General features: G+C 67.5%; 1 protein-coding gene (only partly in view). It reads left to right on the forward strand.

The window, feature by feature from the left end:
* Positions 1 to 25,482, forward strand: partial view of a non-ribosomal peptide synthase/polyketide synthase gene (locus ACFWPH_RS16070; protein WP_378751594.1) — the 5' portion only. Its footprint extends 31,257 nt past the window's final position; 25,482 of the gene's 56,739 nt are visible here — the first part of the coding sequence; its start codon is at positions 1 to 3; its stop codon lies beyond the right edge, outside the window.

Below are 25,482 nucleotides of genomic sequence, written 5' to 3' on the forward strand. Positions count from 1 at the left end.
TTGGACCGGCTGGACAACGGCGGGAACGGTACGAACAGTGGTTCGGCAACCGCCGACGGGGATCTGTTCCCCCTGTCGCCTGCACAGCTGGGTATCTGGTACGCGCAGCATGTCGACCCACAGGTGCCGGTCAATATCGCCCAGTACGTCGAGCTGCACGGTGAGCTCGACGTCGACACCCTGACCCGGGCCAGTTTGGACGCCTCCCACGAACTGGGGTCGGGCCTGCTTCGTATCGTCGAACGCGACGGGGAACCGCTGCAGTTCGTCGACCACAGCCTCGAGGACGAGGTCCGCTACGTGGACCTGCGTACCGCCGCCGATCCGGTCGCCGCCGCCCGGGAGTGGATGCGCGACGAGTACGGCCGCCCGCTGGATCTGACCACCGACCGCCTCATCCGTGCCGCCGCCCTGCAGCTGGGCGAAAACCACTGGTACTGGTATGTGCGCGCGCACCACATCGTGATTGACGGCTACGGCGCCATGAACATGATGAACCGGATGGCCGAGCTGTACACGGCCTACCGGGCGGGTGTGGAGCCCGCGCCGTCCAAGGCCGCGCAGCTGCGCACCCTGTACGACCAGGAGATCGCCTACCGCGAGAGCAACCGCTTCCGCACCGATAAGGAGTACTGGGCCGAACGGGTCGCGGGACTCGAGGCGGGCACCAGCCTGGCCGGGCGTTCGGCCGCCCCGGCCGCCCGCAACGGTGTGGTCCAGGGGCCGCTCACCGATGACCAGAACGCCGCGCTCGACGAGGCGGTGCGCCGCTACGAATCCTCACCCGCCCAGGAACTGATCGCCGCGTTCGCGGCCTACCTGGCGCAATGGAACGGCGCCGAGGATGTCATCCTCAGCTTGCCGGTGACTGCGCGCACCACCGCTCTCATGCGCCGCTCCGGCGGCGTCTCGTCCAATATCGTCCCGCTGCGGCTGCATATCGGCGCCGAGACCACGATCGCCGATCTGCGCCGCCAGGTGCAGCTCGAGGTGTCCGGGGCGTTGCGGCATCAGCGCTACCGGCACGAGGACATCCGCCGCGACTCCGCCGGCGGTGGCGTGGTGACCACGGAATTCTTCGGGCCGTGGGTCAATATCATGCTGTTCCAGGACGAACTGCGCCTCGGTGACAGCGTCGGCAGCCTGCATGTGCTGTCCACCGGCAGTATCGAGGATCTGGGCGTCAACTTCTATCAGTCGATCGGCGGCACCCGCAGCCATATCGACTTCGAAACCAACCCCAACCTCTACACCGAGGAAGAGGCCGGCCGCCACCACACCCGGTTCCTCGAATTCTTCGAGCGGTTCCTGGCGGCCGAGGCCGACGAGCCGGTGTGGCAGCTCGCGATCACCACCGCCGCCGAACGCACCGCAACCGTCGAGACCTGGAACGATGCGGCGCACGAGGTCCCGGACACCACGCTGCCCGCGCTGCTGGACGCGCAGATCGCGCGTACCCCGGACAACCTCGCGGTCGAATTCGAGGGGACAGGTCTGACCTACGCCGAGTTCGGCGCGCGGGTCAACCGGCTGGCCCGGTACCTCATCGCCGACGGTGTGGGCCCGGAATCGCTGGTCGCGCTCGGGATGCGCCGATCGGTCGAACTGGCCGTGGCGATGCACGCCGTGCTGCGCGCGGGCGGCGCCTATGTCCCGATCGACCCGGACCATCCGGCGGAGCGCACCGCCTACATCCTGGAGAGCGCGGCGCCGGTCTGCGTGCTGACGGTCACCGCGGACCAGGCGGAACTGCCCGAATCGGTGCGGTCGCTGGCCGTCGACACCCTGGATACCGCCGGATTCTCCGACGCACCGCTCACCGATGCCGACCGGCTCGCCCCGCTGCGCCCGGACAACACCGCATACGTCATCTACACCTCGGGTTCGACCGGCCGCCCCAAGGGTGTCGCCGTGAGCCATCACGCCATCGTCAACCAGCAGCTATGGATGCTGGACACCTACGGTTTCACCGCCGACGATGTCTACCTGCAGAAGACCGCCACCACTTTCGACGTCTCGCTGTGGGGTTATTTCCTGCCGTTGATGTCGGGCGCCACCCTGATCGTCGCGACCCCGGACGGCCACCGCGACCCGGCCTATGTCGCCGAAACCATTGCCCGGCACGGGGTGACCGTCACCGATTTCGTCCCGTCCATGCTGACGGTGTTCGCCTCCTACGCCGACCCCGAGCAGATCGCTTCGCTGCGCGCGGTATTCGTGATCGGTGAGGCGTTGCCGCCGGAAACGGTCGCGGCGATGAAGGCGATCTCCGGCGCCGGCCTGCACAACCTGTACGGCCCCACCGAGGCCGCGGTGTCGGTGACCTACTGGGAGGCCACTACCGCAGATACCGTCTCGGTGCCGATCGGTGTGCCCGAGTGGAATGTCGGGGTCCAGGTACTCGACGCGCGCTTGCGGCCGGCGGCCGTCGGCGCACCGGGTGAGCTGTATCTGTCGGGCCGGCAGCTGGCCCGCGGCTATCTGGGCCGTCCGGACCTGAGCGCCGACCGTTTCGTCGCCGACCCGCTGGGTGCGCCGGGGGACCGGATGTACCGCACCGGCGACTTGGTGCGCTGGCGCGCTGACGGGGTCCTCGAATACCTCGGCCGGACCGACTTCCAGGTGAAATTCCGCGGTCAGCGCATCGAACTCGGCGAGATCGAAACCGATCTGCTCGCCCATCCGGCGGTGAGTCAGGCCGTGGTGCTGGTGGTCGATACCGCCACCGGTCAGCAACTGGCCGCCTATGTCGTACCCGCACCCGGGCATACCGTCGAACCGGTCGAACTCACCCGGTTCCTCGGCGAGAAGCTGCCGTCCTATATGGTCCCGGCCGCGATCCTGGTGCTGGACGCGCTCCCGCTCAACACCAGCGGGAAGCTGGATCGCAAGGCGCTACCCGAACCGGTGTTCAGCGCCGATGTGGCCGGTTTCCGCGCCCCGCGCACCCAGACCGAACATGTCGTGGCCGGGATCTTCGCCGATATCCTGGGCCAGCAGGTGGTCGGTGCCGACGACAGCTTCTTCGATCTCGGCGGTAACTCGCTGGTCGCGACCCAGGTCGTCGCGCGGATCAGCGCCGCGTTCGGGATTCGTATCGGGGTGCGGGCGCTGTTCGAAACCCCCACCGTGGCCGGTCTGGCGGCGCGTGTCGAAATCGCCACCTCGGGCGAGTCGCGCGAATCCCGGCCGCCGCTGGTGGCCCGGGCGCTGCCCGATCGGGTGCCGCTGTCGCCGGCGCAGCAGCGGATGTGGTTCATCAACCAGTTCGACCCCGCCGCGCCCACCTACAACCTGCCGTTCGTGATCCGGCTGCGCGGCCACGCCGATGTCGCGGCGCTCACCGCCGCCCTCGACGATGTGATCGAACGGCAGCAGTCGCTGCGGACCATTTTCCCGGAATCCGGGGACGGCGGTTATCAGCTGGTGCTGCCGATGGACGACGTCGATCTGGGGATCCGGGTCGAGCGGATCGACGCCGACCGGCTGCCGGACGCGCTGGCCGAATTCGCCGCCACCGGTTTCGATGTCACCCGGGAACTACCCATCCGGGTGCGGGTCTACGAGGTGGCCGGCGGCCGGTCCAACGGCACGCCCGAACATGCGGTCGCCATTGTGGTGCACCATATTTCGGCCGACGGTTTCTCCTTCGGCCCGCTGTCCCGCGATGTCGCCGCGGCCTACGTAGCGCGCGCGACGGGCGCGGAGCCGTCCTGGGCGCCGCTGCCGGTGCAGTACCGGGATTACAGCGTCTGGCAGCGGGAACTGCTGGGGCGCGAGGACGATCCGGAATCCATGGCGGCCCGGCAGATCGGCTTCTGGCGGGAAACGCTGGCCGGGTTGCCCGACCAGCTGGATCTGCCGATCGATCGGCCGCGCCCGGCGGTGCAGGGTTTCCGTGGTGCGCAACACCATTTCGCCATCGATGCCGAACTGCACGAACGTCTGTCGGATCTGGCCCGGGGCAACGGGTCGACGTTGTTCATGGTGCTGCACGCCGCGCTGGCGGTGCTGCTGTCGCGGCTGTCCGGAACCGGTGATATCGCCGTCGGCACGCCGGTGGCCGGCCGCGGGGAACAGGCGCTCGACGATCTGATCGGTATGTTCGTCAACACCCTGGTGTTGCGTTCGGACGTGGACGGCACCCGTCCGTTCACCGAATTCCTCGACAGCACCCGGGAAGCCGACCTCGCCGCCTTCGCGCACGCCGATGTCCCGTTCGAGCGGCTGGTCGAGGTGCTGAACCCGGCCCGCTCGCAGGCCCGGCAGCCGCTGGTGCAGGTGATGCTGTCGTTCCAGGAGATATCGCACGCCGATCTGGAGATCCCCGGGCTGTCGATCAGCGCCGCGGAGATCGAACTCGCGATCGCCAAATTCGATCTCGTCTGGACCGTTACCGAAAAACGTGGCAGCCGCGGTGAACCGGCGGGTATGGACCTGGTCCTCTCCTACGCCACCGACCTGTTCGACGAGTCCACGGTCCGGTCGTTCGTCACCCGCTGGCAGCGGTTGCTCGACGTGATCGTCGACGATCCGCACACCCGGGTCGGCGCCATCGAACTGCTGCACCCCGACGAGCGCGCCGAACTCACCGCCTGCGCCGGTGGACCGGCCGAACATCCGGATACGCTGGCGGGTCTGCTCGCCGCGGCGGCGGTCACCAATCCCGACGGTATCGCGGTGGTCGCCGACGACGAGTCCTATACCTACGCCGAGCTGGACTCCGCGTCGAACCAGCTGGCGCGGGTGCTCATCGAACGCGGGGCCGGGCCGGAGGTCTCGGTCGCGCTGGCGCTGGGTCGTTCGTGGCGGTACCAGCTGGCGTTGTGGGCGATCGTCAAATCCGGTGCGGTGCTGGTCCCGGTGGATCCGGCCTATCCGGCCGACCGCATCATCCATATGGTCACCGATTCGGGTGCCGCGTTCGGACTCACCGAGGACTACGAACTACCGGAACTGCCGGAATTGTCCGGCGGCTGGATCAGCCTCGACGATCCCGAACTCGCCGCGGAGGTCATGGCGAGTTCGGCGGATGCGATCACCGACGCCGATCGGCGGGCGCCGTTGCGCACCGCGAACACGGCGTACATGATCTACACCTCCGGTTCGACCGGTCTGCCGAAGGGTGTCGCGGTCACCCACGCCGGTGTGCGCAACTTCGCCGCCGAGCAGGTGCAGCGATTCGGACTCGATACGTCCACCCGCGCACTGGCCTTCGCCTCGCCGTCGTTCGACGCCTCGGTGCTGGAACTGCTGCTGGCCGTCGGTGCGGCCGGCACCATGGTCATCGTGCCGCAGATGATGTTCGGCGGCGCGGAACTGGCCGATCTCATCGAGACGACCGGGGTGACGCACGCCTTCCTCACCCCCTCGGTGCTGGCGTCCCTGGATCTCGACGCGATGGACGATGTGCGCGTCGTCATCACCGGCGGTGAAGCGATTCCGGCGGACCTCGCGGGCCGCTGGGCGGCCACCACGGGGCGCCGGCTGTTCAACGCCTACGGCCCGACCGAGGCCACCATCGCCACCAATATCAGCGGCCCGCTGCGCGCCGGCGAACCGGTCACCATCGGCGGCCCGGTACGGGGTATGCGGGCGCTGGTGCTGGACCGCGGGCTGGACCCGGTGCCGGAGGGGGTTATCGGCGAACTGTATCTCGGCGGTATCCAGCTGGCCCGCGGCTACCACGCCCGGCCCGCGCTGACCGCCGGCCGGTTCGTCGCGGACCCGTTCGGTATCGCCGGGGACCGGTTGTACCGGACCGGTGACGTCGTGCGCTGGCGGCGTGACGGTTCCGGGGCGCTGACCGTCGAATATGTGGGCCGCAACGACTTCCAGGTGAAGGTCCGCGGGTTCCGCATCGAACTCGGCGAGATCGATGCCGCGCTGACTTCCCACCGCGCCGTCGACTTCGCCGTGACCATCGGCCACGAGAACGTCTCCGGCGCGATGACACTGGTGTCGTATGTCGTTGCCGCACCGGGTGATTCGATCGACGTGCCCGCGGTGACGGCGCATATCCAGGATCGGCTGCCCGCGTACATGGTGCCGTCCTCGATCATGGTGCTCGACGAGATCCCGCTGACCCCGGCCGGGAAGCTGGATCGCAAGGCGCTGCCGGTCCCGCAGTTCCAGACCCAGGCGTTCCGCGCGCCCGTCACGCCGATCGAGGAGATCGTCGCGGATGTTTTCGCCGAGGTCCTCGGCGTCGACCGGGTCGGTCTCGACGACGATTTCTTCGAACTCGGCGGCAACTCGCTGATCGCGACCCAGGTCGCGGCGCGGCTCGGCGCCGCCCTGGATACCCGGGTGCCGGTGCGCACCCTGTTCGAGGCGTCCACGGTGATGGCGCTCGCGGCGCGGATCGAATCCCATGTCGGTGAAGGTGCGCGGCAGGCGCTGGTCGCCCGCAGCCGTGACGGCGATATCCCGCTGTCGCTGGCCCAGCAGCGGATGTGGTTCCTCAACCGCTACGACACCGAATCGGCGGTCAACAACATCCCGGTCGCCATCCGGATGTCCGGTGAACTCGATGTGGCGGCGTTGCAGGTCGCGATCATCGATGTGATCGACCGGCACGAATCCCTGCGCACCGTGTTCCCGGAAACCGGTCAGACGCCTGTCCAGGTGATTCTGGATGCGGCGCAGGTCGTTCCGGACCTGACGCCGTTCCGGATCCGTGAGGACAAACTGATCGATCACCTGATCGATCTGGCGACGATGGCGTTCGACGTCACCGGCGAAGTGCCGCTGCATGCGCGGCTTTTCGAAATCAGCGATACCGAGTACGTGCTCGGTATGGTGGTGCACCATATCTCCGCCGACGGCTGGTCGATGGGACCGCTGGCGCGGGATGTGATGGTCGCCTACGCGGCCCGCATCAGCTGGGAATCGCCGGCCTGGGTGAATCTTCCGGTGCAGTACGCGGATTACGCGCTCTGGCAGCGCGAAGTACTGGGTTCCGAAGACGATCCGCAATCGCTGATCTCCGATCAGATCCGGTACTGGAAACAGGAACTGGCCGGACTGCCGGACGAACTGGCCCTGCCCGCCGACCGTCCGCGGCCCGCGGTGTCGTCGTATGCGGGCGGTACCCATTCCTTCGTGATCGAGCCGGAGATGCGGCGCCGGATCGCCGACCTCGGCCGCCGGCACAACGCCTCACCGTTCATGGTGGTGCACAGTGTGCTGGCCGCGCTGCTGGCCCGGCTGACCGGCGAATCCGATATCGCCGTCGGTACTCCCGTCGCCGGCCGTGGTGAGGCCGCGCTGGAGAACCTGGTCGGCATGTTCGTCAACACGCTGGTCCTGCGGACTCAGGTCCAGGGCGGGATGAGTTTCGCCGAACTGCTCGCCACGGTCCGCAATACGGACCTGCAGGCGTTCGCGCACGCCGATGTGCCGTTCGAACGGCTCGTAGAGGTCCTCAACCCCACCCGCTCCCAGGCCCGGCACCCGTTCTTCCAGGTGGCGTTGTCGTTCGAGAACCTGCCGGACCGCACCTTCGAACTGCCGGAGCTGCGGGTCGCCCCGGTCGATTTCGAGATCGGGCTGGAGAAGTTCGACCTCTCGCTCAATTTCCGCGGTATGGGCGAGGATACGAATTCCCCGATGCAGGGCGAACTGTCGTTCTCCCGCGACCTGTTCGATCCCGCGACGGCCGCATCGTTCGCCGATCGGTTCATGCGGTTGCTGGACGCGGTCGTGACGACCCCGGGTGTCCCGGTGGGAGATCTGGAGATCCTGGCGCCGGTCGAACGTATGGAGGTGCTGGCCGACTGGAACTCGACCGAGCATGCGCTGCCCGAGCAGTTGCTGCTCGACGGGTTCGAGCGGATGGCGGCGGCGCACCCGGACCGCGTGGCGGTGTCGTTCGAGGGGACAAGTCTGTCCTACGGCGAGTTCTCCGATCGGGTGAACCGGCTGGCGCGGCATTTGATCGCGCAGGGTGTGGGTCCGGAGTCGTTGGTCGGGTTGCTGGTTTCCCGGTCGGTGGATCTTGTGGTCGGCATGTATGCGGTCGTGGCGGCCGGTGGCGCGTATGTGCCGCTGGACCCCGCACACCCGGCCGAGCGGATCGGTTACATCCTCGACACCGCGGAACCGGTGTGCCTGCTTTCCACCACGGCCGACGCGCGGGCGGTGACAGCGGGCTCCGATAGTGGTGTGGCCGACGGTGGCACGCCGGTGGAGATCGCAGGTGTTCCGGTGCTGGCGTTGGACACTCTCGATACCAGTGGTTTCGATGCCGCACCGGTGACGGATGCCGAGCGGCTCGCGCCGGTGCGGCCGTCGAACACTGCCTACGTCATCTTCACCTCCGGTTCCACGGGTCGCCCGAAGGGCGTCGCGGTGCCGCATTCGGCGATCGCGAACCAGGTCGCGTGGATGCTGGCGCAGTATCCGATGAGCGCATCGGATGTGTATCTGCAGAAGACCGCGACTACCTTCGATGTGTCGCTGTGGGGTTACTTCCTCCCGCTGGCCGCGGGTGCTCACCTGGTGGTGGCTACTCCCGATGGTCATCGCGACCCTGAGTATTTGGCGCGGGTGATTGCCGAGCAGCAGGTCACGGTCACGGATTTCGTTCCGTCGATGCTGACCGTGTTCGCCGCGCATACGGCCGCCGGGTCGATTCCGAGTCTCGAGCATGTGTTCGTGATCGGTGAAGCCCTGCCGCCGGAAACCGTGACCGCGATGCACGCGATCTCCGATGCTGCGGTGCATAACCTTTACGGTCCGACCGAGGCCGCGGTGTCGATCACCTATTGGCAGGCCACCGGCGAGGAAACCGCGAGCGTGCCGATCGGTGTGCCGCAGTGGAACAGCCGTGTGTATGTGTTGGATTCGCGGTTGCGTCCGGTGCCCGAGGGTGTCACGGGTGAGTTGTATCTTGCTGGTGATCAGTTGGCTCGCGGGTATGTGACGCGTCCGGATCTGAGTTCCGATCGTTTTGTGGCGAGCCCGTTCGATCCGGGTGCGCGGATGTATCGCACCGGTGATCTCGTGCGGTGGCAGCGCGTCGACGGTGAACCGGTGCTGGAGTATCTGGGTCGTACGGATTTCCAGGTGAAGTTCCGTGGTCAGCGGATCGAGCTGGGGGAGATCGAGTCGGCGGTTCTGGCGCAGCCGCAGATCAGCCAGGCGGTCGTCACGGTCGCCGCCTCGCAGCTGGGCGAGCAGCTGGTCGCCTACGTGGTGCCGGCGCCGGGAGAACGAATCGTCTCCGGGGTCCTGCTGGATACGCTCCGTGAGGTCCTGCCGACCTATATGGTCCCAGCGGCCGTCGTCGAACTCGACGCCTTCCCGTTGAACACTTCCGGCAAGCTGGATCGTAAGGCGTTGCCGGAACCCGAGTTCGAGACGCGTGAGTTCCGTGCGCCGTCGACTCCGATCGAGGAGATCGTCGCCGGCGTGTTCGCCGATGTCCTCGGAGTGCAGCGGGTCGGTGCCGATGACGATTTCTTCGCCCTCGGCGGTAACTCGCTGATCGCGACCCAGGTTGCCGCCCGGGTAGGGCAGGCGCTGGATGCGCAGGTGCCGGTGCGGGTGCTGTTCGAAGCCTCCACGGTGGCCGCGGTGGCCGCGCGGATTCAGGAGCAGGCCGGTACGGGGACCCGTAAGGCGCTCGTGGCGGGGCCGCGGCCGGAGCGGGTGCCGCTGTCGTCGGCGCAGCAGCGGATGTGGTTCCTCAACCGCTTCGACCGGGCCTCGGCCGCGTACAACCTGCCGTTCGCCATCCGTCTCTCGGGTGCGCTCGATGTGGACGCCCTGCGGGAAGCGCTCGCCGATCTCGTACTGCGGCACGAGGTGCTGCGGACCGTGTATCCGGAGACCGAAACCGGTCCGGTGCAGGTGGTGCTGCCGGTGGGGCAGGCGATACCGCAGCTCGAGGTGCGGTCGGTCGCCGATTCGGCGATCGTCACGGCCGTGGCCGAGCTGGCGTCGGCCGGTTTCGATGTGACGGCCGAGGTGCCGCTGCGGGTGGCGCTGTTCGATATCGACGGTGCTGCGGACGAATTCGTCCTGGCCATGGTGGTGCACCATATCGCCGGTGACGGCTCCTCGGTGGGGCCGTTGACCCGCGATGTGATGATCGCCTATTCCGCGCGGACCGCGGGGGAGACGCCGGGCTGGGCCCCGCTTCCGGTGCAGTACGCCGATTACGCGCTCTGGCAGCGTGAACTGCTCGGCGACGAGAACGACCCGGAATCGGTTGCGGCCGAACAGCTCGGATACTGGCAGTCGGCGCTGGCCGGGATCCCGGACCAGCTGGACCTGCCGGCGGATCGTCCGCGCCCGGCGGTGCAGTCCTATCAGGGCGGCCGGGTCGAGGTAGCGATCGACGCCGAAACCCACGCCGGTCTGCAGCAGTTGGCGCAGCAGCGCGGCGCGACCCTGTTCATGGTGGTGCATACGGCCTTCGCGGTGCTGCTGTCGCGGTTGTCGGGTACGGATGACATCACGATCGGTACCCCGGTGGCGGGTCGCGGTGAGCGGGCACTCGACGATCTGATCGGTATGTTCGTGAACACCCTGGTGTTCCGGACCCAGGTGGAACGCGGGGAGGCGTTCACCGATCTGCTGTCCCGTCAGCGGGAAGTCGACCTGCAGGCGTTCGCGCACGCGGATGTGCCGTTCGAGCGTCTGGTGGAGGTGCTCAACCCGGCGCGGTCGCAGGCGCGGCACCCGCTGTTCCAGGTGGGATTCACCTTCCAGAACATGGGGCAGTCGCGGCTGGAGCTGCCGGGTCTGGTGGTTTCCGGTGTCGAGGTGGATACCGAGGTTTCGCAGTTCGATCTGCATGTGCTGGTCGGCGACAGCTACGACGCCGCAGGCGAGCCCGCGGGTGTGACCGGTATCCTGACCTACGCTACCGATCTGTTCGATCACGCCACCGCACAGGGCTTTGTCGACCGGTTCACCCGCCTGCTGGCCGAGGTCCTCGCGAATCCCGCGACCCCGGTCGGGGAGCTGGAGATTCTGGCACCGGCCGAGCGGACACGGGTGCTGGCGGACTGGAACGCGACCGAGCACACGGTGCCGGAAACACTGGCGCTCGACGGGTTCACCCGGGCGGTCGCCGAGTTCCCGGAGCGCGTGGCGGTGACCGCCGATGGTGTCGAGGTCACGTACGCGGAGCTGGACGCACGGGTCAACCGGTTGGCGCGGCGGTTGATCGCGCAGGGGGTGGGCCCGGAATCGCTGGTCGGGCTGCTGGTGTCGCGGTCGCTGGATTTCGTGGTCGGTATGTATGCCGTCCTCGCCGCGGGCGGCGCGTATGTGCCGCTGGATCCGACCCATCCGGGTGAGCGGATCCGGCACATTCTGGACACCGCGGATCCAGAGTGCGTGCTGACGACCGTCGCGGATCTCGACGCGGTCGGGGCGGAAGCGGTTGCGGGTGCACCGGCGCTGACTCTGGACGCACTCGATATCAGTGGTTACGACGCCTCGACTGTCACCGATGCCGACCGGTTGGCGCCGCTGCGGGCCGAAAATGTGGCATACGTGATCTTCACGTCCGGTTCGACCGGCCGGCCGAAGGGTGTGGCGGTATCGCATGCGGCGATCGCCAACCAGATCGCCTGGATCGTCGGCGAATACGGAATTTCCCGTGACGATGTGGTGCTGTTCAAGACCCCCGCGACCTTCGACGTCTCGCTGTGGGAGTTGCTCGCGCCGTTGACTGTCGGTGCCCGGATGCTGGTCGCCGAACCCGACGGCCACCGCGACCCGGTCTATCTCGCCTCCGTGATCGCCGAACAGCGCGTCACGGCGACCTCGTTCGTCCCGTCGATGCTGTCGGTGTTCGCCGAGAGCGCCGCCGCCGATCCGGGTGCGCTGGCCTCGCTGCGGATGCTGTTCGTGGCCGGTGAGGCCTTCACCGGTGATGTGGTCGCGGCCGTGCGCCGGGTGACCGATGTGGCGCTGTACAACCTGTACGGCCCCACGGAGTTCGCGGTGCACGCCACGCACGCCGCGGTGGCCGATCGTGTTTCCGGTGCGGTTCCCATCGGTGGCCCGGTGTGGAACGCGCAGGTGTACGTGCTGGATTCGCGGTTGCGGCCGGTTCCGGCGGGTGTCGCGGGTGAGTTGTATCTGGCGGGCGCGCAGGTGGCCCGCGGCTACGCCGGGCGTCCGGATCTGAGTGCGGACCGGTTCGTCGCCGATCCGTTCGGTACCGGACAGCGCATGTACCGCACCGGCGATGTCGTGCGGTGGACCGGCACCGGCGAGCTCGTCTACGTGGGACGTTCCGATTTCCAGGTGAAGGTGCGCGGTCAGCGCATCGAGCTCGGCGAGATCGAGGCGGCCCTCACCGAACATGCCGCGGTGGCGCGCGCGGTCGTCGTGGCGAAGTCCGATCCGACTATCGGTGACCGGCTCGTGGGCTATGTGGTGCCTGCCCGGGACACGATCCTGGACACCGATGAGCTGCGCACGCAGTTGTCCGACCGGCTCCCTGCCTATATGGTTCCGGCCGCTTTCGTGGCGCTCGACGAGTTCCCGTTGAACGCCTCCGGGAAGCTGGATCGCAAGGCGCTGCCGGAGCCGGTATTCGAGGCCCGGGAGTTCCGCGCGCCGTCGACTCCGATCGAGGAGATCGTGGCCGGGGTCTATGCCGAGGTGCTCGAGATCGACCGGGTCGGCGCGGACGACGATTTCTTCGAACTGGGTGGTAACTCGCTGATCGCGACCCAGGTCGCGGCCCGGCTGGGGGCGGCGCTGGACACCACGGTGCCGGTGCGGGCGCTGTTCGAGGCCTCCACTGTCGCCGGTTTGGCGGTGCGGGTCGAACAGCACGCCGGAACCGGCGGGCGGGCGGCGTTGGCTCCGCAGCCGCGGCCGACGCGGGTCACCGAATCGGGTGAGGTCCAGGACGCGGTGCCGTTGTCGCCGGCGCAACAGCGGATGTGGTTCCTGAACCGCTTCGACGAAAATTCGGCGGCGTATCACATTCCGCTGGCGATCCGGTTGTCCGGTGAACTCGATGTGGACGCCCTGCGGGCGGCCGTCGCGGATCTGGTGGCGCGGCACGAGGTACTGCGCACGGTGTATCCGGAGACCGAATCCGGTCCGGTGCAGGTTGTCCTACCGGTGGGGCAGGCCGTTCCCGAGCTCGCCGTGCGGTCGGTGGCCGCTGGCGATGTCGTTGCGGCCGTGGCGGAACTGGCGTCGGCCGGTTTCGATGTGACCGCCGAGGTGCCGTTGCGGGTGGCGCTGTTCCGGGTCGGGACGGCAGACGCCCCGGAAACGATCGCGACCGACGGGGCCGGCGGCGATACCGCAGGCTCGCCCGGTGAGTTCGTGCTGGCCCTGGTGATGCACCATATTTCCGGTGACGGCTCCTCTGTGGTGCCGATGACGCGCGATCTGATGACCGCGTATGCCGCCCGGATCGCGGGTGAGGCGCCGGGCTGGGCGCCGTTGCGTCTGCAGTACGCCGATTTCAGTATCTGGCAGCGGGAGTTGCTGGGCGCGGAAACCGATCCGGAATCGCTGGCGGCGAAGCAGATCGGGTACTGGGAGTCGGCATTGGCCGGGATCCCGGATCAGCTCGACCTGCCGGCCGATCGTCCGCGTCCGGCGGTGCAGTCCTATAACGGTGGCCGGGTCGCGGTCGAGATCGATGCCGAGATCCATGCCGGTTTGCAGCGGTTGGCGCAGCGCCAGGGCGCGACGCTGTTCATGGTGGCGCATACCGCGTTCGCCGTGCTGCTGTCGCGTCTGTCGGGCACGGACGACATCACGATCGGTACGCCGATCGCGGGTCGTGGTGAGCAGGCGCTGGATGATCTGATCGGTATGTTCGTGAACACCTTGGTGTTCCGGACCCGGTTGGCTCAGGGTGAGGCGTTCACCGATTTGCTGGCGCGGCAGCGTGAGGTGGATCTGCAGGCGTTTGCGCATGCGGATGTGCCGTTCGAGCGTTTGGTGGAGGTGCTGAATCCGGTTCGTTCGACGGCTCGGCATCCGTTGTTCCAGGTCGGTTTCTCGTTCCAGAACCTGGCGCAGTCGAGTCTGGAACTGCCCGGTCTGACGGTGTCGGGTGTCGATATCGATACGGGGATCTCCCAGTTCGACCTGCATCTGATCATCGGTGACGACTACGAAACGTCGGGCGCGCCCGCCGGTATCACCGGCGCGCTCACCTACGCCACCGCGTTGTTCGATCGTGCTACCGCGCAGGGCTTCGTGGACCGGTTCGTGCGCTTGCTGCGTGAACTCGTGGCGGAGCCGTCGGTGGCCGTGGGCGATCTCGATCTGCTGGCTCCCGCAGAGCGGGCTGCGCTGACGGAGCGTAATTCGACTGCCCGGGAACTGGATTCGTCGCAGACGCTGGTGTCACTGCTCGACGATTCCGTCGCGGCGGGTGCGGATTCCGCGGCGTTGGTGGCTGCCGATGGAACCCGGATCGCCTATGCCGAGTTGGGGGCGCGGGTCAACGGTTTGGCTCGGTACCTGATCGGTCAGGGTGTGGGTCCTGAGGTTCGGGTCGCGTTGGCGTTGCGGCGGTCGGTGGATCTCGTGGTCGCGATGTATGCGGTGACGGTGGCCGGTGGCGCCTATGTGCCGGTCGATCCCGATCAGCCTGCTGAGCGCAGTGACTACATTCTGGAGACCGCGGCACCGGTATGTGTGCTGACGAATGCCGAGAGCGGATTCGAGACCGGCAGTGCGCCGGTTGTGGCGCTCGACGATCTGGATCTTGGCGGATTCGATACCGCCGCGGTGCCGGATATCGAGCGAGTATCGCCGTTGCGGGCGTGGAACACGGCGTACGTGATCTTCACGTCGGGTTCGACGGGCCGCCCGAAGGGTGTGGCGGTGCCGCACTCGGCGATCGCGAACCAGCTGCGGTATATCCGCGCCGAATTCGCGATGGACGCCTCGGACGCGATTCTGCTGAAGACCGCGGCCACGTTCGACCTGTCGGTGTGGGAGTTCTGGACCGCGGCGGTGTGTGGTGGCCGGATGGTCATCGCCTCCGCGGACGGCCATCGCGATCCGTCCTACCTCAACGAATTGATGGCCCGCGAAGGTGTGACCACCTTGACGGTGGTTCCGTCGATGCTGGATGCCCTGCTGGTCGGTGACGGGGGTATGTCTCCGTCGTTGCGCCGGGTGCTGGCCATCGGTGAGGCGTTGCCGGCGGCGACCGCGCAGCGGATGCTTGCCGACAATCCGGGTACCGGATTGTTCAACCTCTACGGTCCGACCGAGGCCGCGGTGTCGATCACGACGCATCGGGTGACGGTTGCCGATGAGATTTCCGTGCCGATCGGTGCGCCGCAGTGGAATTCGCGGGTGTACGTACTCGATGGACGGTTGCGTCCGGTTCCGGATGGTGTGTCGGGTGAGTTGTATCTGGCCGGTGTGCAGTTGGCGCACGGGTATTTCGGTCGCGCGGATCTGAGTGCGGATCGGTTCGTGGCCGATCCGTTCACTCCGGGTGAGCGGATGTATCGCACGGGTGACCTGGTCGCCTGGAATCGTGACGGTGGGCTGGAGTATCGGGGTCGTACCGATTTCCAGGTCAAGATTCGTGGTTTCCGTATCGAGCTGGGCGAGATCGAAGCCGCGCTCCTTGCTCTGCCGGAGGTCGCGCAGGCGGCTGTGGTCGCGAAGTCGGACCCGAAGACCGGCGACCGTCTCGTCGGCTACGTTGTTCCGGCAGCCGCCGCTGCCCAGGTGGATGCGGCTCGTATCCAGTCCGAACTGGCGCAGCAGTTGCCTTCGTACATGGTGCCCACGGCGTTCGTGGAGCTCGACGCGCTGCCGTTGAATGTCAACGGCAAGCTGGACCGTAAAGCCCTGCCGGAACCTGAGTTCGAGACGCGGGAGTTCCGGGCGCCGTCCACGCCGATCGAGGAGATCGTGGCGAATACCTTCGCCACGGTACTGGGCGCCGATCGCGTCGGTGCCGATGACGATTTCTTCGCGCTCGGCGGTAACTCGCTGGTCGCGACGCAGGTTGCGGCGCGGTTGAGCAAGGCGCTGGATACGACTGTCCCGGTGCGGGCGTTGTTCGAAGCGCCGACCGTTGCTGGTTTGGCGGTGCGTGTCGAGCAGCATGCCGGTTCGGGTGGCCGGGCGGCGTTGGTGCCGCAGCCGCGGCCGACGCGGGTAACGGAGTCGGGCGAGGTCCAGGACGCGGTGCCGTTGTCGCTGGCGCAGCAGCGCATGTGGTTCCTGAACCGCTTCGACAGTGATACGGCGGCCTACAACATTCCGCTCGCGATCCGGTTGTCCGGTGAACTCGATATCGAGGCCATGCGGGCGGCGGTCGCGGATCTGGTGGCGCGGCACGAGGCGCTGCGCACGGTGTATCCGGATACCGAATCCGGTCCGGTGCAGGTGGTCCTGCCGGTGGGCCGGGCGGTGCCGCAGCTCGAGGTGCGGTCGGTGGCCGCCGGTGATGTCGTTGCGGCCGTTGCGGAATTGGCGTCCACCGGTTTCGACGTGACCGGCGAGGTCCCGCTGCGGGTAGCGCTGTTCCAGGTGGGTGACCCGAACGCGGCCGACGCCGAAACGCCGGCCGGTGAATTCGTGCTGGCGATGGTGGTGCACCACATCTCCGGCGACGGTTCCTCTGTCGCCCCGCTGGCCCGGGACGTGATGACCGCCTATGCCGCAAGGATCGCGGGTGAGGCGCCGGGCTGGGCGCCGTTGCCGGTGCAGTACGCCGATTTCAGTATCTGGCAGCGCAACCTGCTGGGCGACGAATCCGATCCGGAATCGCTGGCGGCGAAGCAGATCGGGTACTGGGAATCGATGCTGGCCGGGATCCCGGATCAGCTCGATCTCCCGGCCGATCGTCCGCGTCCGGCGGTGCAGTCCTACAGCGGTGGCCAGGTCACGGTCGAGATCGATGCCGAGATCCACGCCGGTTTGCTGCGGGTGGCGCAGCAGCAGAATGCCACCTTGTTCATGGTGGCGCATACCGCGTTCGCGGTGCTGCTGTCGCGCCTGTCCGGCGTCGACGACATCACCATCGGTACGCCGATCGCAGGCCGTGGTGAGCAAGCGCTCGAGGACCTGATCGGTATGTTCGTGAACACCTTGGTGTTCCGGACCCGGTTGGCTCAGGGTGAGGCGTTCACCGATTTGCTGGCGCGGCAGCGTGAGGTGGATCTGCAGGCGTTTGCGCATGCGGATGTGCCGTTCGAGCGTTTGGTGGAGGTGCTGAATCCGGTTCGTTCGACGGCTCGGCATCCGCTGTTCCAGGTCGGTTTCTCGTTCCAGAACCTGGCGCAGTCGAGCCTCGAGTTGCCCGGCCTGACGGTTTCCGGTGTCGATATCGACACCGAGATCTCCCAGTTCGACCTGCATCTGATCATCGGCGACGACTACGACAGCACCGGTGCGCCGAGCGGAGTCAGCGGCCATCTCACCTACGCCACCGATCTTTTCGATCGTGCTACCGCGCAGGGCTTCGTGGAGCGATTCGTACGGCTGCTGGGCGAGATCATCGCGGCGCCGCAGTCCGCGGTCGGGGAGCTGGACATTCTGGCTCCCGCGGAGCGCTCGGCGCTGGCGAAACGCAATACGACTGCCCGGGAACAGGACTCCGACGACACCCTGGTATCGCTGCTGGATGCCACGGCGGCCGCCCATCGCGGTGCGGTGGCGCTGGTGGCAGCCGACGGATCGCAGGTGACGTATGCCGAGTTGGGGGCGCGGGTCAACGGTTTGGCCCGGTACCTGATCGGTCAGGGTGTGGGTCCCGAGGTTCGGGTCGGCTTGGCGTTGCGGCGGTCGGTGGATCTCGTGGTCGCGATGTATGCGGTGACGGTGGCCGGTGGCGCCTATGTGCCGATCGATCCCGATCAGCCTGCTGAGCGCAGTGACTACATTCTGGAGACCGCGGCACCGGTATGTGTGCTGACCGACGCCGAAAGCGGATTCGGTACGGGTGTCGCGGGCGCGCCGGTGGTGGACCTGGGCGCCCTCGATCTCTCCGGCTATGCGGATACTCCGGTCACCGATGCGGATCGGGTGTCGCCGTTGCGGTCGTCGAACACGGCGTACGTGATCTTCACCTCCGGTTCGACAGGCCGGCCCAAGGGTGTGGCGGTGCCGCACTCGGCGATCGTGAACCAGTTGCGGTACATCTGGGCCGAATTCGGTTTGGAAGCAACAGATTCTATTCTGCTGAAGACGGCGGCCACGTTCGACTTGTCGGTGTGGGAGTTCTGGACCGCGGCGGTGTGTGGTGGCCGGATGGTCATCGCCTCCCCGGATGGCCATCGCGATCCGTCCTACCTCAACGAATTGATGGCCCGCGAAGGTGTGACCACCTTGACGGTGGTTCCGTCGATGCTGGACGCCCTGCTCGCCGGCGACGAGGGGATATCCCCGTCGTTGCGTCGGGTGCTGGCCATCGGTGAGGCGTTGCCGGCCGCGACCGCGCAGCGGATGCTCGCCGACTATCCGGATCTCGGGTTGTTCAACCTGTACGGTCCGACCGAGGCCGCGGTGTCGATCACGACGCATCGGGTGACCGAGGCCGACCGGGTCGCCATGCCGATCGGCGCGCCGCAGTGGAATTCCCGCGTATATGTGCTGGACGGCCGACTGCAGCCCGTCCCGGATGGTGTATCCGGTGAGCTGTATCTGGCCGGTGTGCAGTTGGCGCACGGATATTTCGGTCGCGTGGATCTGAGCGCGGAGCGATTCGTGGCCGATCCGTTCACTGTGGGCGAGCGGATGTACCGGACCGGCGACCTTGTTGCCTGGAGTAATTCGGGTGAGCTGGAGTATCGGGGCCGCACCGATTTCCAGGTCAAGATTCGTGGTTTCCGTATCGAGCTGGGCGAGATCGAAGCGGCGTTGCTGGCGTTGCCGGAGGTCGCGCAGGCGGCTGTTGTCGCGAAGTCGGACCCGAAGACCGGCGATCGACTGGTCGGTTACCTGGTCCCGTCCGCCGCCGACCTGGATTTCGCACGTATCCAGGACACGCTGGCGCAGCGGCTGCCGTCGTACATGGTGCCGTCGGCGTTCGTGGAGCTCGACGCGCTGCCGTTGAATGTCAACGGCAAGCTGGATCGTAAAGCCTTGCCGGAACCCGAGTTCGAGACGCGGAGGTTCCGTGCGCCGTCCACGCCGATCGAGGAGATCGTGGCGAATATCTTCGCCGAGGTCCTCGGAATCGATCAGGTCGGCGCGGACGACGATTTCTTCGCGCTCGGCGGTAACTCGCTGGTCGGGACCCAGGTTGCGGCGCGGTTGAGCAAGGCGCTGGATACGACTGTCCCGGTGCGGGCATTGTTCGAGGCGTCCACGGTGGCCGGTTTGGCTGTCCGGGTCGAGCAGCATGCCGGTTCGGGTGGCCGGGCGCCGTTGGTGCCGCAGCCGCGGCCGACGCGGGTTACCGACTCGGGTGAGGTTCAGCATGTTGCGCCGTTGTCGCTGGCGCAGCAGCGGATGTGGTTCCTCAACCGTTTCGACGGTGCGTCTGCCGCCTACAACATTCCGATGGCGATCCGGTTGTCCGGCGCACTCGATGTGGACGCCCTGCGCGTAGCCGTCGCGGATCTGGTGGCGCGCCATGAGGTGCTGCGCACCCTGTACCCGGATTCCGCGTCCGGTCCCGTGCAGCTGGTGCTACCGGCGGCCCAGGCGGTCCCGGAGCTCGCGGTGCGGTCGGTCGCCGCCGCGGATATCGGTGCGGCCGTGGCGGAACTGGCTTCTACCGGTTTCGACGTGACCACCGAAGTGCCGCTGCGGGTGGCCCTGTTCCGGTTGGACGATTCGGCCGCCGCGACCGATCCGCAGGACCCCGCGGCCGGTGTCTCCGGCGAATTCGTGCTCGCGCTGGTGGCACACCACATCGCCGCCGACGGCTCGTCGGTCGGTCCGCTGGCCCGCGATGTGATGACCGCCTACGCCGCACGGGCCGCGCAGGAATCCCCGGCGTGGGCCCCGCTGCCGGTGCAGTACGCCGATTTCAGTATCTGGCAGCGCAACCTGCTCGGCGACGAGAACGATCCGGACTCGCTGGCGGCCGAGCAGCTCGGGTACTGGGAGTCGGCGCTGGCCGGGATCCCGGACCAGCTGGATCTGCCGATGGACCGGCCGCGTCCGGCGGTGCAATCGTTCACCGGTGGCCGGGTGGATATCGGTATCGATGCCGAGGTCCATGCCGGATTGCAGCGGGTGGCGCAGCAACAGGGCGCGACCCTGTTCATGGTGGCGCATACGGCATTCGCGCTGCTCCTGTCGCGGCTCTCGGGCACCGACGACATCACCATCGGCACCCCGGTGGCCGGACGCGGTGAGCAGGCGCTCGACGATCTGATCGGTATGTTCGTGAACACCCTGGTGTTCCGGACCCAGGTCGATCGCGGCGAAGCGTTCACCGATCTGCTCGCGCGGCAGCGGCAGCTGGATATCGCCGCATTCGCGAATGCGGACGTGCCGTTCGAACGACTCGTCGAGGTACTGAACCCGGCCCGGTCGACCGCCCGGCACCCGCTGTTCCAGGTGGGATTCACCTTCCAGAATCTGGACCGGTCGAGCCTGGAGTTGCCGGGGCTGACGGTTTCCGGTGTCGATATCGATACCGAGGTCTCCCAGTTCGACCTGAACCTCATCCTGAGCGATTCCTACGACACCGCGGGCGAAGCCGGCGGGGTGGTCGGATACCTGACCTTCGCCACGGATCTGTTCGACCGCGCCACGGTGCAGGGGTTCGCCGACCGGTTCACCCGGTTGCTGAGCCAGATCGTGGCGGATCCCTCGGTTCCCGTGGGCGACCTGGAAATTCTCGCTCCGGTCGAGCGCACCCAGGTGCTGGCGGAGTGGAATGCGACCGAGCATGCGCTGCCGGAGCGGTTGCTGCTGGACGGGTTCGAGCGGATGGCGGCGGCGCATCCGGATCGGGTCGCGGTGTCGTTCGAGGGGACGAGTCTGTCCTACGGCGAGTTCTCCGCTCGGGTGAACCGTTTGGCGCGGTACCTGATCGCGCAAGGTGTGGGTCCGGAATCGCTGGTCGGGCTGCTGGCCTCGCGGTCGCTGGACCTGGTGGTCGGTATGTACGCGGTGGTGGCGGCCGGTGGCGCGTATGTGCCGCTGGATCCGTCGCATCCGGCGGAGCGGATCGGTTACATCCTCGATACCGCGGCACCGGTGTGCCTGTTGTCCACGACGGCCGATGCGCAAGCTGTCGGCATCGGTCCGGCAGACGGCACGGGCACTGCCGGTCGTGACGGTGCCGCAGGCGGTGACCGTGTTGCCGGTGACAGTGTGGGTGTACTCGCGGGTGTGCCGGTGCTGGCGCTGGACACTCTCGATACCGGTGGTTTCGATGCCGCGCCGGTGATCGATGCTGACCGGTCCGCTCCGGTTCGGGCGTCGAATACGGCCTACGTCATCTTCACCTCCGGTTCGACGGGGCGTCCGAAGGGTGTGGCGGTGCCGCATTCGGCGATCGCTAACCAGGTCGGGTGGATGCTGGCGCAGTATCCGCTGGACGCGTCGGATGTGTATTTGCAGAAGACCGCGACGACCTTCGACGTGTCGCTGTGGGGTTACTTCTTGCCGTTGGCTGCGGGTGCTCATTTGGTGGTGGCGACCCCGGACGGTCATCGTGACCCGGAGTATCTGGCCCGGGTGATCGCCGAGCGGCAGGTTACGGTTACCGACTTCGTGCCGTCGATGCTGACGGTGTTCGCCGCGCATACGGCTGCGGGTTCGATTCCGAGTCTCGGGCATGTGTTCGTGATCGGTGAAGCCCTGCCGCCGGAAACGGTGACCGCGATGCATGCGATCTCGGATGCTGCGGTGCACAATCTTTATGGTCCGACCGAGGCTGCTGTTTCGATCACCTATTGGCAGGCCACGGGTGAGGAAACCGCGAGTGTGCCGATCGGTGTGCCGCAGTGGAACAGCCGTGTGTATGTGCTGGATTCGCGGTTGCGGCCGGTACCTGAGGGCGTCACGGGCGAGTTGTACCTTGCTGGTGATCAGCTGGCACGTGGGTATGTGACTCGCCCGGATCTGAGTTCTGACCGGTTTGTCGCGAGCCCGTTCGACGCCGGTCGGCGGATGTATCGCACGGGTGACTTGGTGCGCTGGCAGCGCGCCGATGGTGAACCGGTCCTCGAGTACCTGGGCCGTACGGACTTCCAGGTGAAGTTCCGTGGTCAGCGCATCGAGCTGGGGGAAATCGAGTCGGCGTTCCTGGCGCAGCCGCAGGTCAGCCAGGCCGCGGTGACAGTTGTAGCTTCGCAGCTCGGTGAGCAGCTGGTCTCCTACCTCGTCCCCGCCCCGGGACAGCAGATCGTGCAGACCGCTCTGCGGGACGCCGTGCGTGAGGTCCTGCCCACCTACATGGTCCCGGCGGCTGTCGTCGTCCTCGATGCGTTCCCGCTGAACACTTCCGGCAAGCTCGACCGTAAAGCGTTGCCGGAACCTGAGTTCGAGACGCGTGAGTTCCGCGCCCCGTCGACTCCGATCGAGGAGATCGTGGCCGGCGTGTTCGCCGATGTCCTCGGCGTCGACCGTATCGGCGCGGACGACGATTTCTTCGCGTTGGGTGGTAACTCGCTGGTCGCGACCCAGGTTGCCGCCCGGGTGGGCCAGGCACTGGATGCGCAGGTCCCGGTACGGATGCTGTTCGAGGCGTCGACGGTGTCGGCGCTGGCGGCCGCGGCGGAGACCGCCACCGGTCGCACCGGTCTGCCTGTACTCGCCCCGCGGTCCCGCCCGGACCGGGTGCCGTTGTCGCTGGCGCAGCAGCGCATGTGGTTCCTCAACCGGTTCGACAGCGCCTCGGCCACCTACAACATCCCGTTCGCCGTCCGGCTCGCCGGTGACCTCGATGTGGACGCCCTGCAGGCCGCGCTCGCCGATCTGGTGGACCGGCACGAGGTGCTGCGGACCGTCTACCCCGAGGTGGACGGCGTCGGGCATCAGCAGGTGCTGCGCGCCGACGAGGTGGCGCTGGACCTCGTCGCCGAACCCGTCACCGAAGCGGAACTGCCGGCGCGGATCCTGGCATTGGCCGGTGCGGTCTTCGATGTCACGGCCGCACCGCCGTTCCAGACGACCCTGCTGCGGCTCGATGAGCACAACCATGTGTTCGTCCTCGTCGCGCATCACATCAGCGCCGATGGTTTCTCGCCGCGGCCGCTGCTGCGTGACCTCGTCGTCGCCTACAGCGATCGCAGCCGTGGGGTACCGCCCGATTGGGCGCCGCTGCCGGTCCAGTACGCCGATTACGCGCTCTGGCAGCGCGAGGTGCTGGGGTCGGAGGACGATCCGGGTTCGGTGGCCGCCCAGCAGGTCGAGTACTGGGTCGAGAATCTCCGGGATCTGCCCGATCAGCTGGAACTCCCGGCTGATCGGCCGCGTCCGGAGATCGCCTCGAACTCCGGTGCCGTTCACGATTTCGCCGTGGATCCGGCCCTGCGCACCGAGCTGGAGAATCTGGCCCGTTCGCAGGGGACCACCCTGTTCATGCTGGTGCATGCCGTGCTGGCCGCGTGGTCGAGCCGGATGTCGGCCAGTGGCGATATCGCCATCGGCACCCCGATCGCCGGCCGCGGCGAACAGGCGCTCGACGACCTGGTCGGCATGTTCGTCAACACCCTGGTGTTGCGTACCGAGGTGTCTGCGGCGATGCCGTTCACCGAACTGCTGGCCGACGTCCGCCGTACCGATCTGGCCGCCTTCTCGCATGCCGATATCCCGTTCGAGCGGCTGGTCGACATCCTGAATCCGCGTCGCTCGCAGGCGCATCACCCGCTGTTCCAGGTGGCGCTTGCCTTCGAGGCGGCGTCGGCGGCGGATATGCGCAGCGTCTCCCTGCCGGGGCTCGATCTCGAGGTCGTCGATTTCGATCCCGGTCTGGCGAAGTTCGATCTGCAGCTGAGCGTCGGTACCGACGGTGCCGCGGACGGCAGCCTGCTCATGCAGTGGTCGTATGCCACCGATCTGTTCGATCCGGAGACCGTGACCGGATTCGCCGAGCGGCTGGTGCGGATCCTGCGTGCCGTCGTGGCGAACCCCGATATTGCGATCGGCGATATCGATCTGCTCACCGAATCCGAGCGCACCGATGTCGTGCAGGAATGGACGGGTATCCGGCCCGACGCCGCGCCGGGCGTGTTCAGTGTCGAGGGCCGCGCCGTCGATCAGCCCGCCACAGCCACGCTGGCGAGCCTGTTCGAGGTCGCCGCCGGTGAGCATCCGCAGCGGACGGCGGTGAAGTTCGGTGACGACCGGCTCAGCTACGCCGAACTGGACCGCCGGGCCAACGTGCTGGCCCGCCGCCTGATCGACGAGGGCGCCGGACCGGAGAACCTGGTCGCGGTGGTGTTGCCGCGTTCACTGGATCTGGTCGTCGCACTGCTCGCGGTGATCAAATCGGGTGCCGGTTATGTCCCGGTGGACCCGGATTCCCCGGCGGAACGGCTCGCCTACATCCTGGACGATGCCCGCCCGGCGACCGTGGTGCTGGATTCCACCCTGCGAGTGGACCTTCCGGCCGGCGTATCGCGGGTGGCGGTGGACGGTTACGCGGTGGAAGCCGGCGATATCGAAGACGCCGACGACGGCCCGATCACCGATGCGGACCGCCGCGCGCCGCTGCGGCCGGACAACACCGCCTACGTCATCTACACCTCCGGTTCCACCGGCCGCCCCAAGGGCGTCGCGGTCCCGCACCGCAACGTGGTGCGGCTGTTCGCCAATACCGAGCGCGAATTCGGTTTCGGGCCCGAGGACGTGTGGACGCTGTTCCACTCCTACGCCTTCGACTTCTCGGTCTGGGAACTGTGGGGCCCGCTGCTGTTCGGCGGCACCCTCGTGGTCGTCGACTACTACGTCTCCCGGTCGCCGCAGCAGTTCCTGGAACTGCTGCGCACCGAACGCGTCACCGTGCTGAACCAGACGCCGTCGGCGTTCTATCAGCTGGCCGAAGCGGATCGCACCGCCGCCGACGACCGTCCGCTGGCGCTGCGCTACGTGGTGTTCGGCGGCGAGGCGCTGGAACTGCGCCGCCTCGCCGACTGGGTCGAACGGCACGGGGACGGAACGTCCGGGCGCACCCAGGTGGTCGACGGGCGGGAAACCGCGTCGCCGCTGCTGGTGAACATGTACGGCATCACCGAGACCACGGTGCACGTGTCCTACCGCGCCCTCGACGCCGCCACCATCGCCGGCGCGGCCGGCAGCGTGGTGGGCCGCGCGCTGGGCGGGCTGAAGATCTATGTGCTCGACGAACGCCTGCGGCCGGCGCCGGTGGGCGTATCGGGTGAGCTGTACGTCTCCGGTGTGCAGCTGGCCCGCGGCTACCTCGCCCGCCCCGGGCTGACCGCGGCCCGTTTCGTGGCCGACCCGCTGGGTGCACCCGGAGACCGCCTGTACCGCTCCGGTGACCTCGCCCGCTGGAACCGCTTCGGCGAACTCGAATATCTCGGGCGCGCCGACGATCAGGTGAAGGTGCGCGGTTTCCGGATCGAGCTCGGTGAG

It is taken from the genome of Nocardia sp. NPDC058499 (genome assembly GCF_042719915.1).
Classification (GTDB): Bacteria; Actinomycetota; Actinomycetes; order Mycobacteriales; family Mycobacteriaceae; genus Nocardia.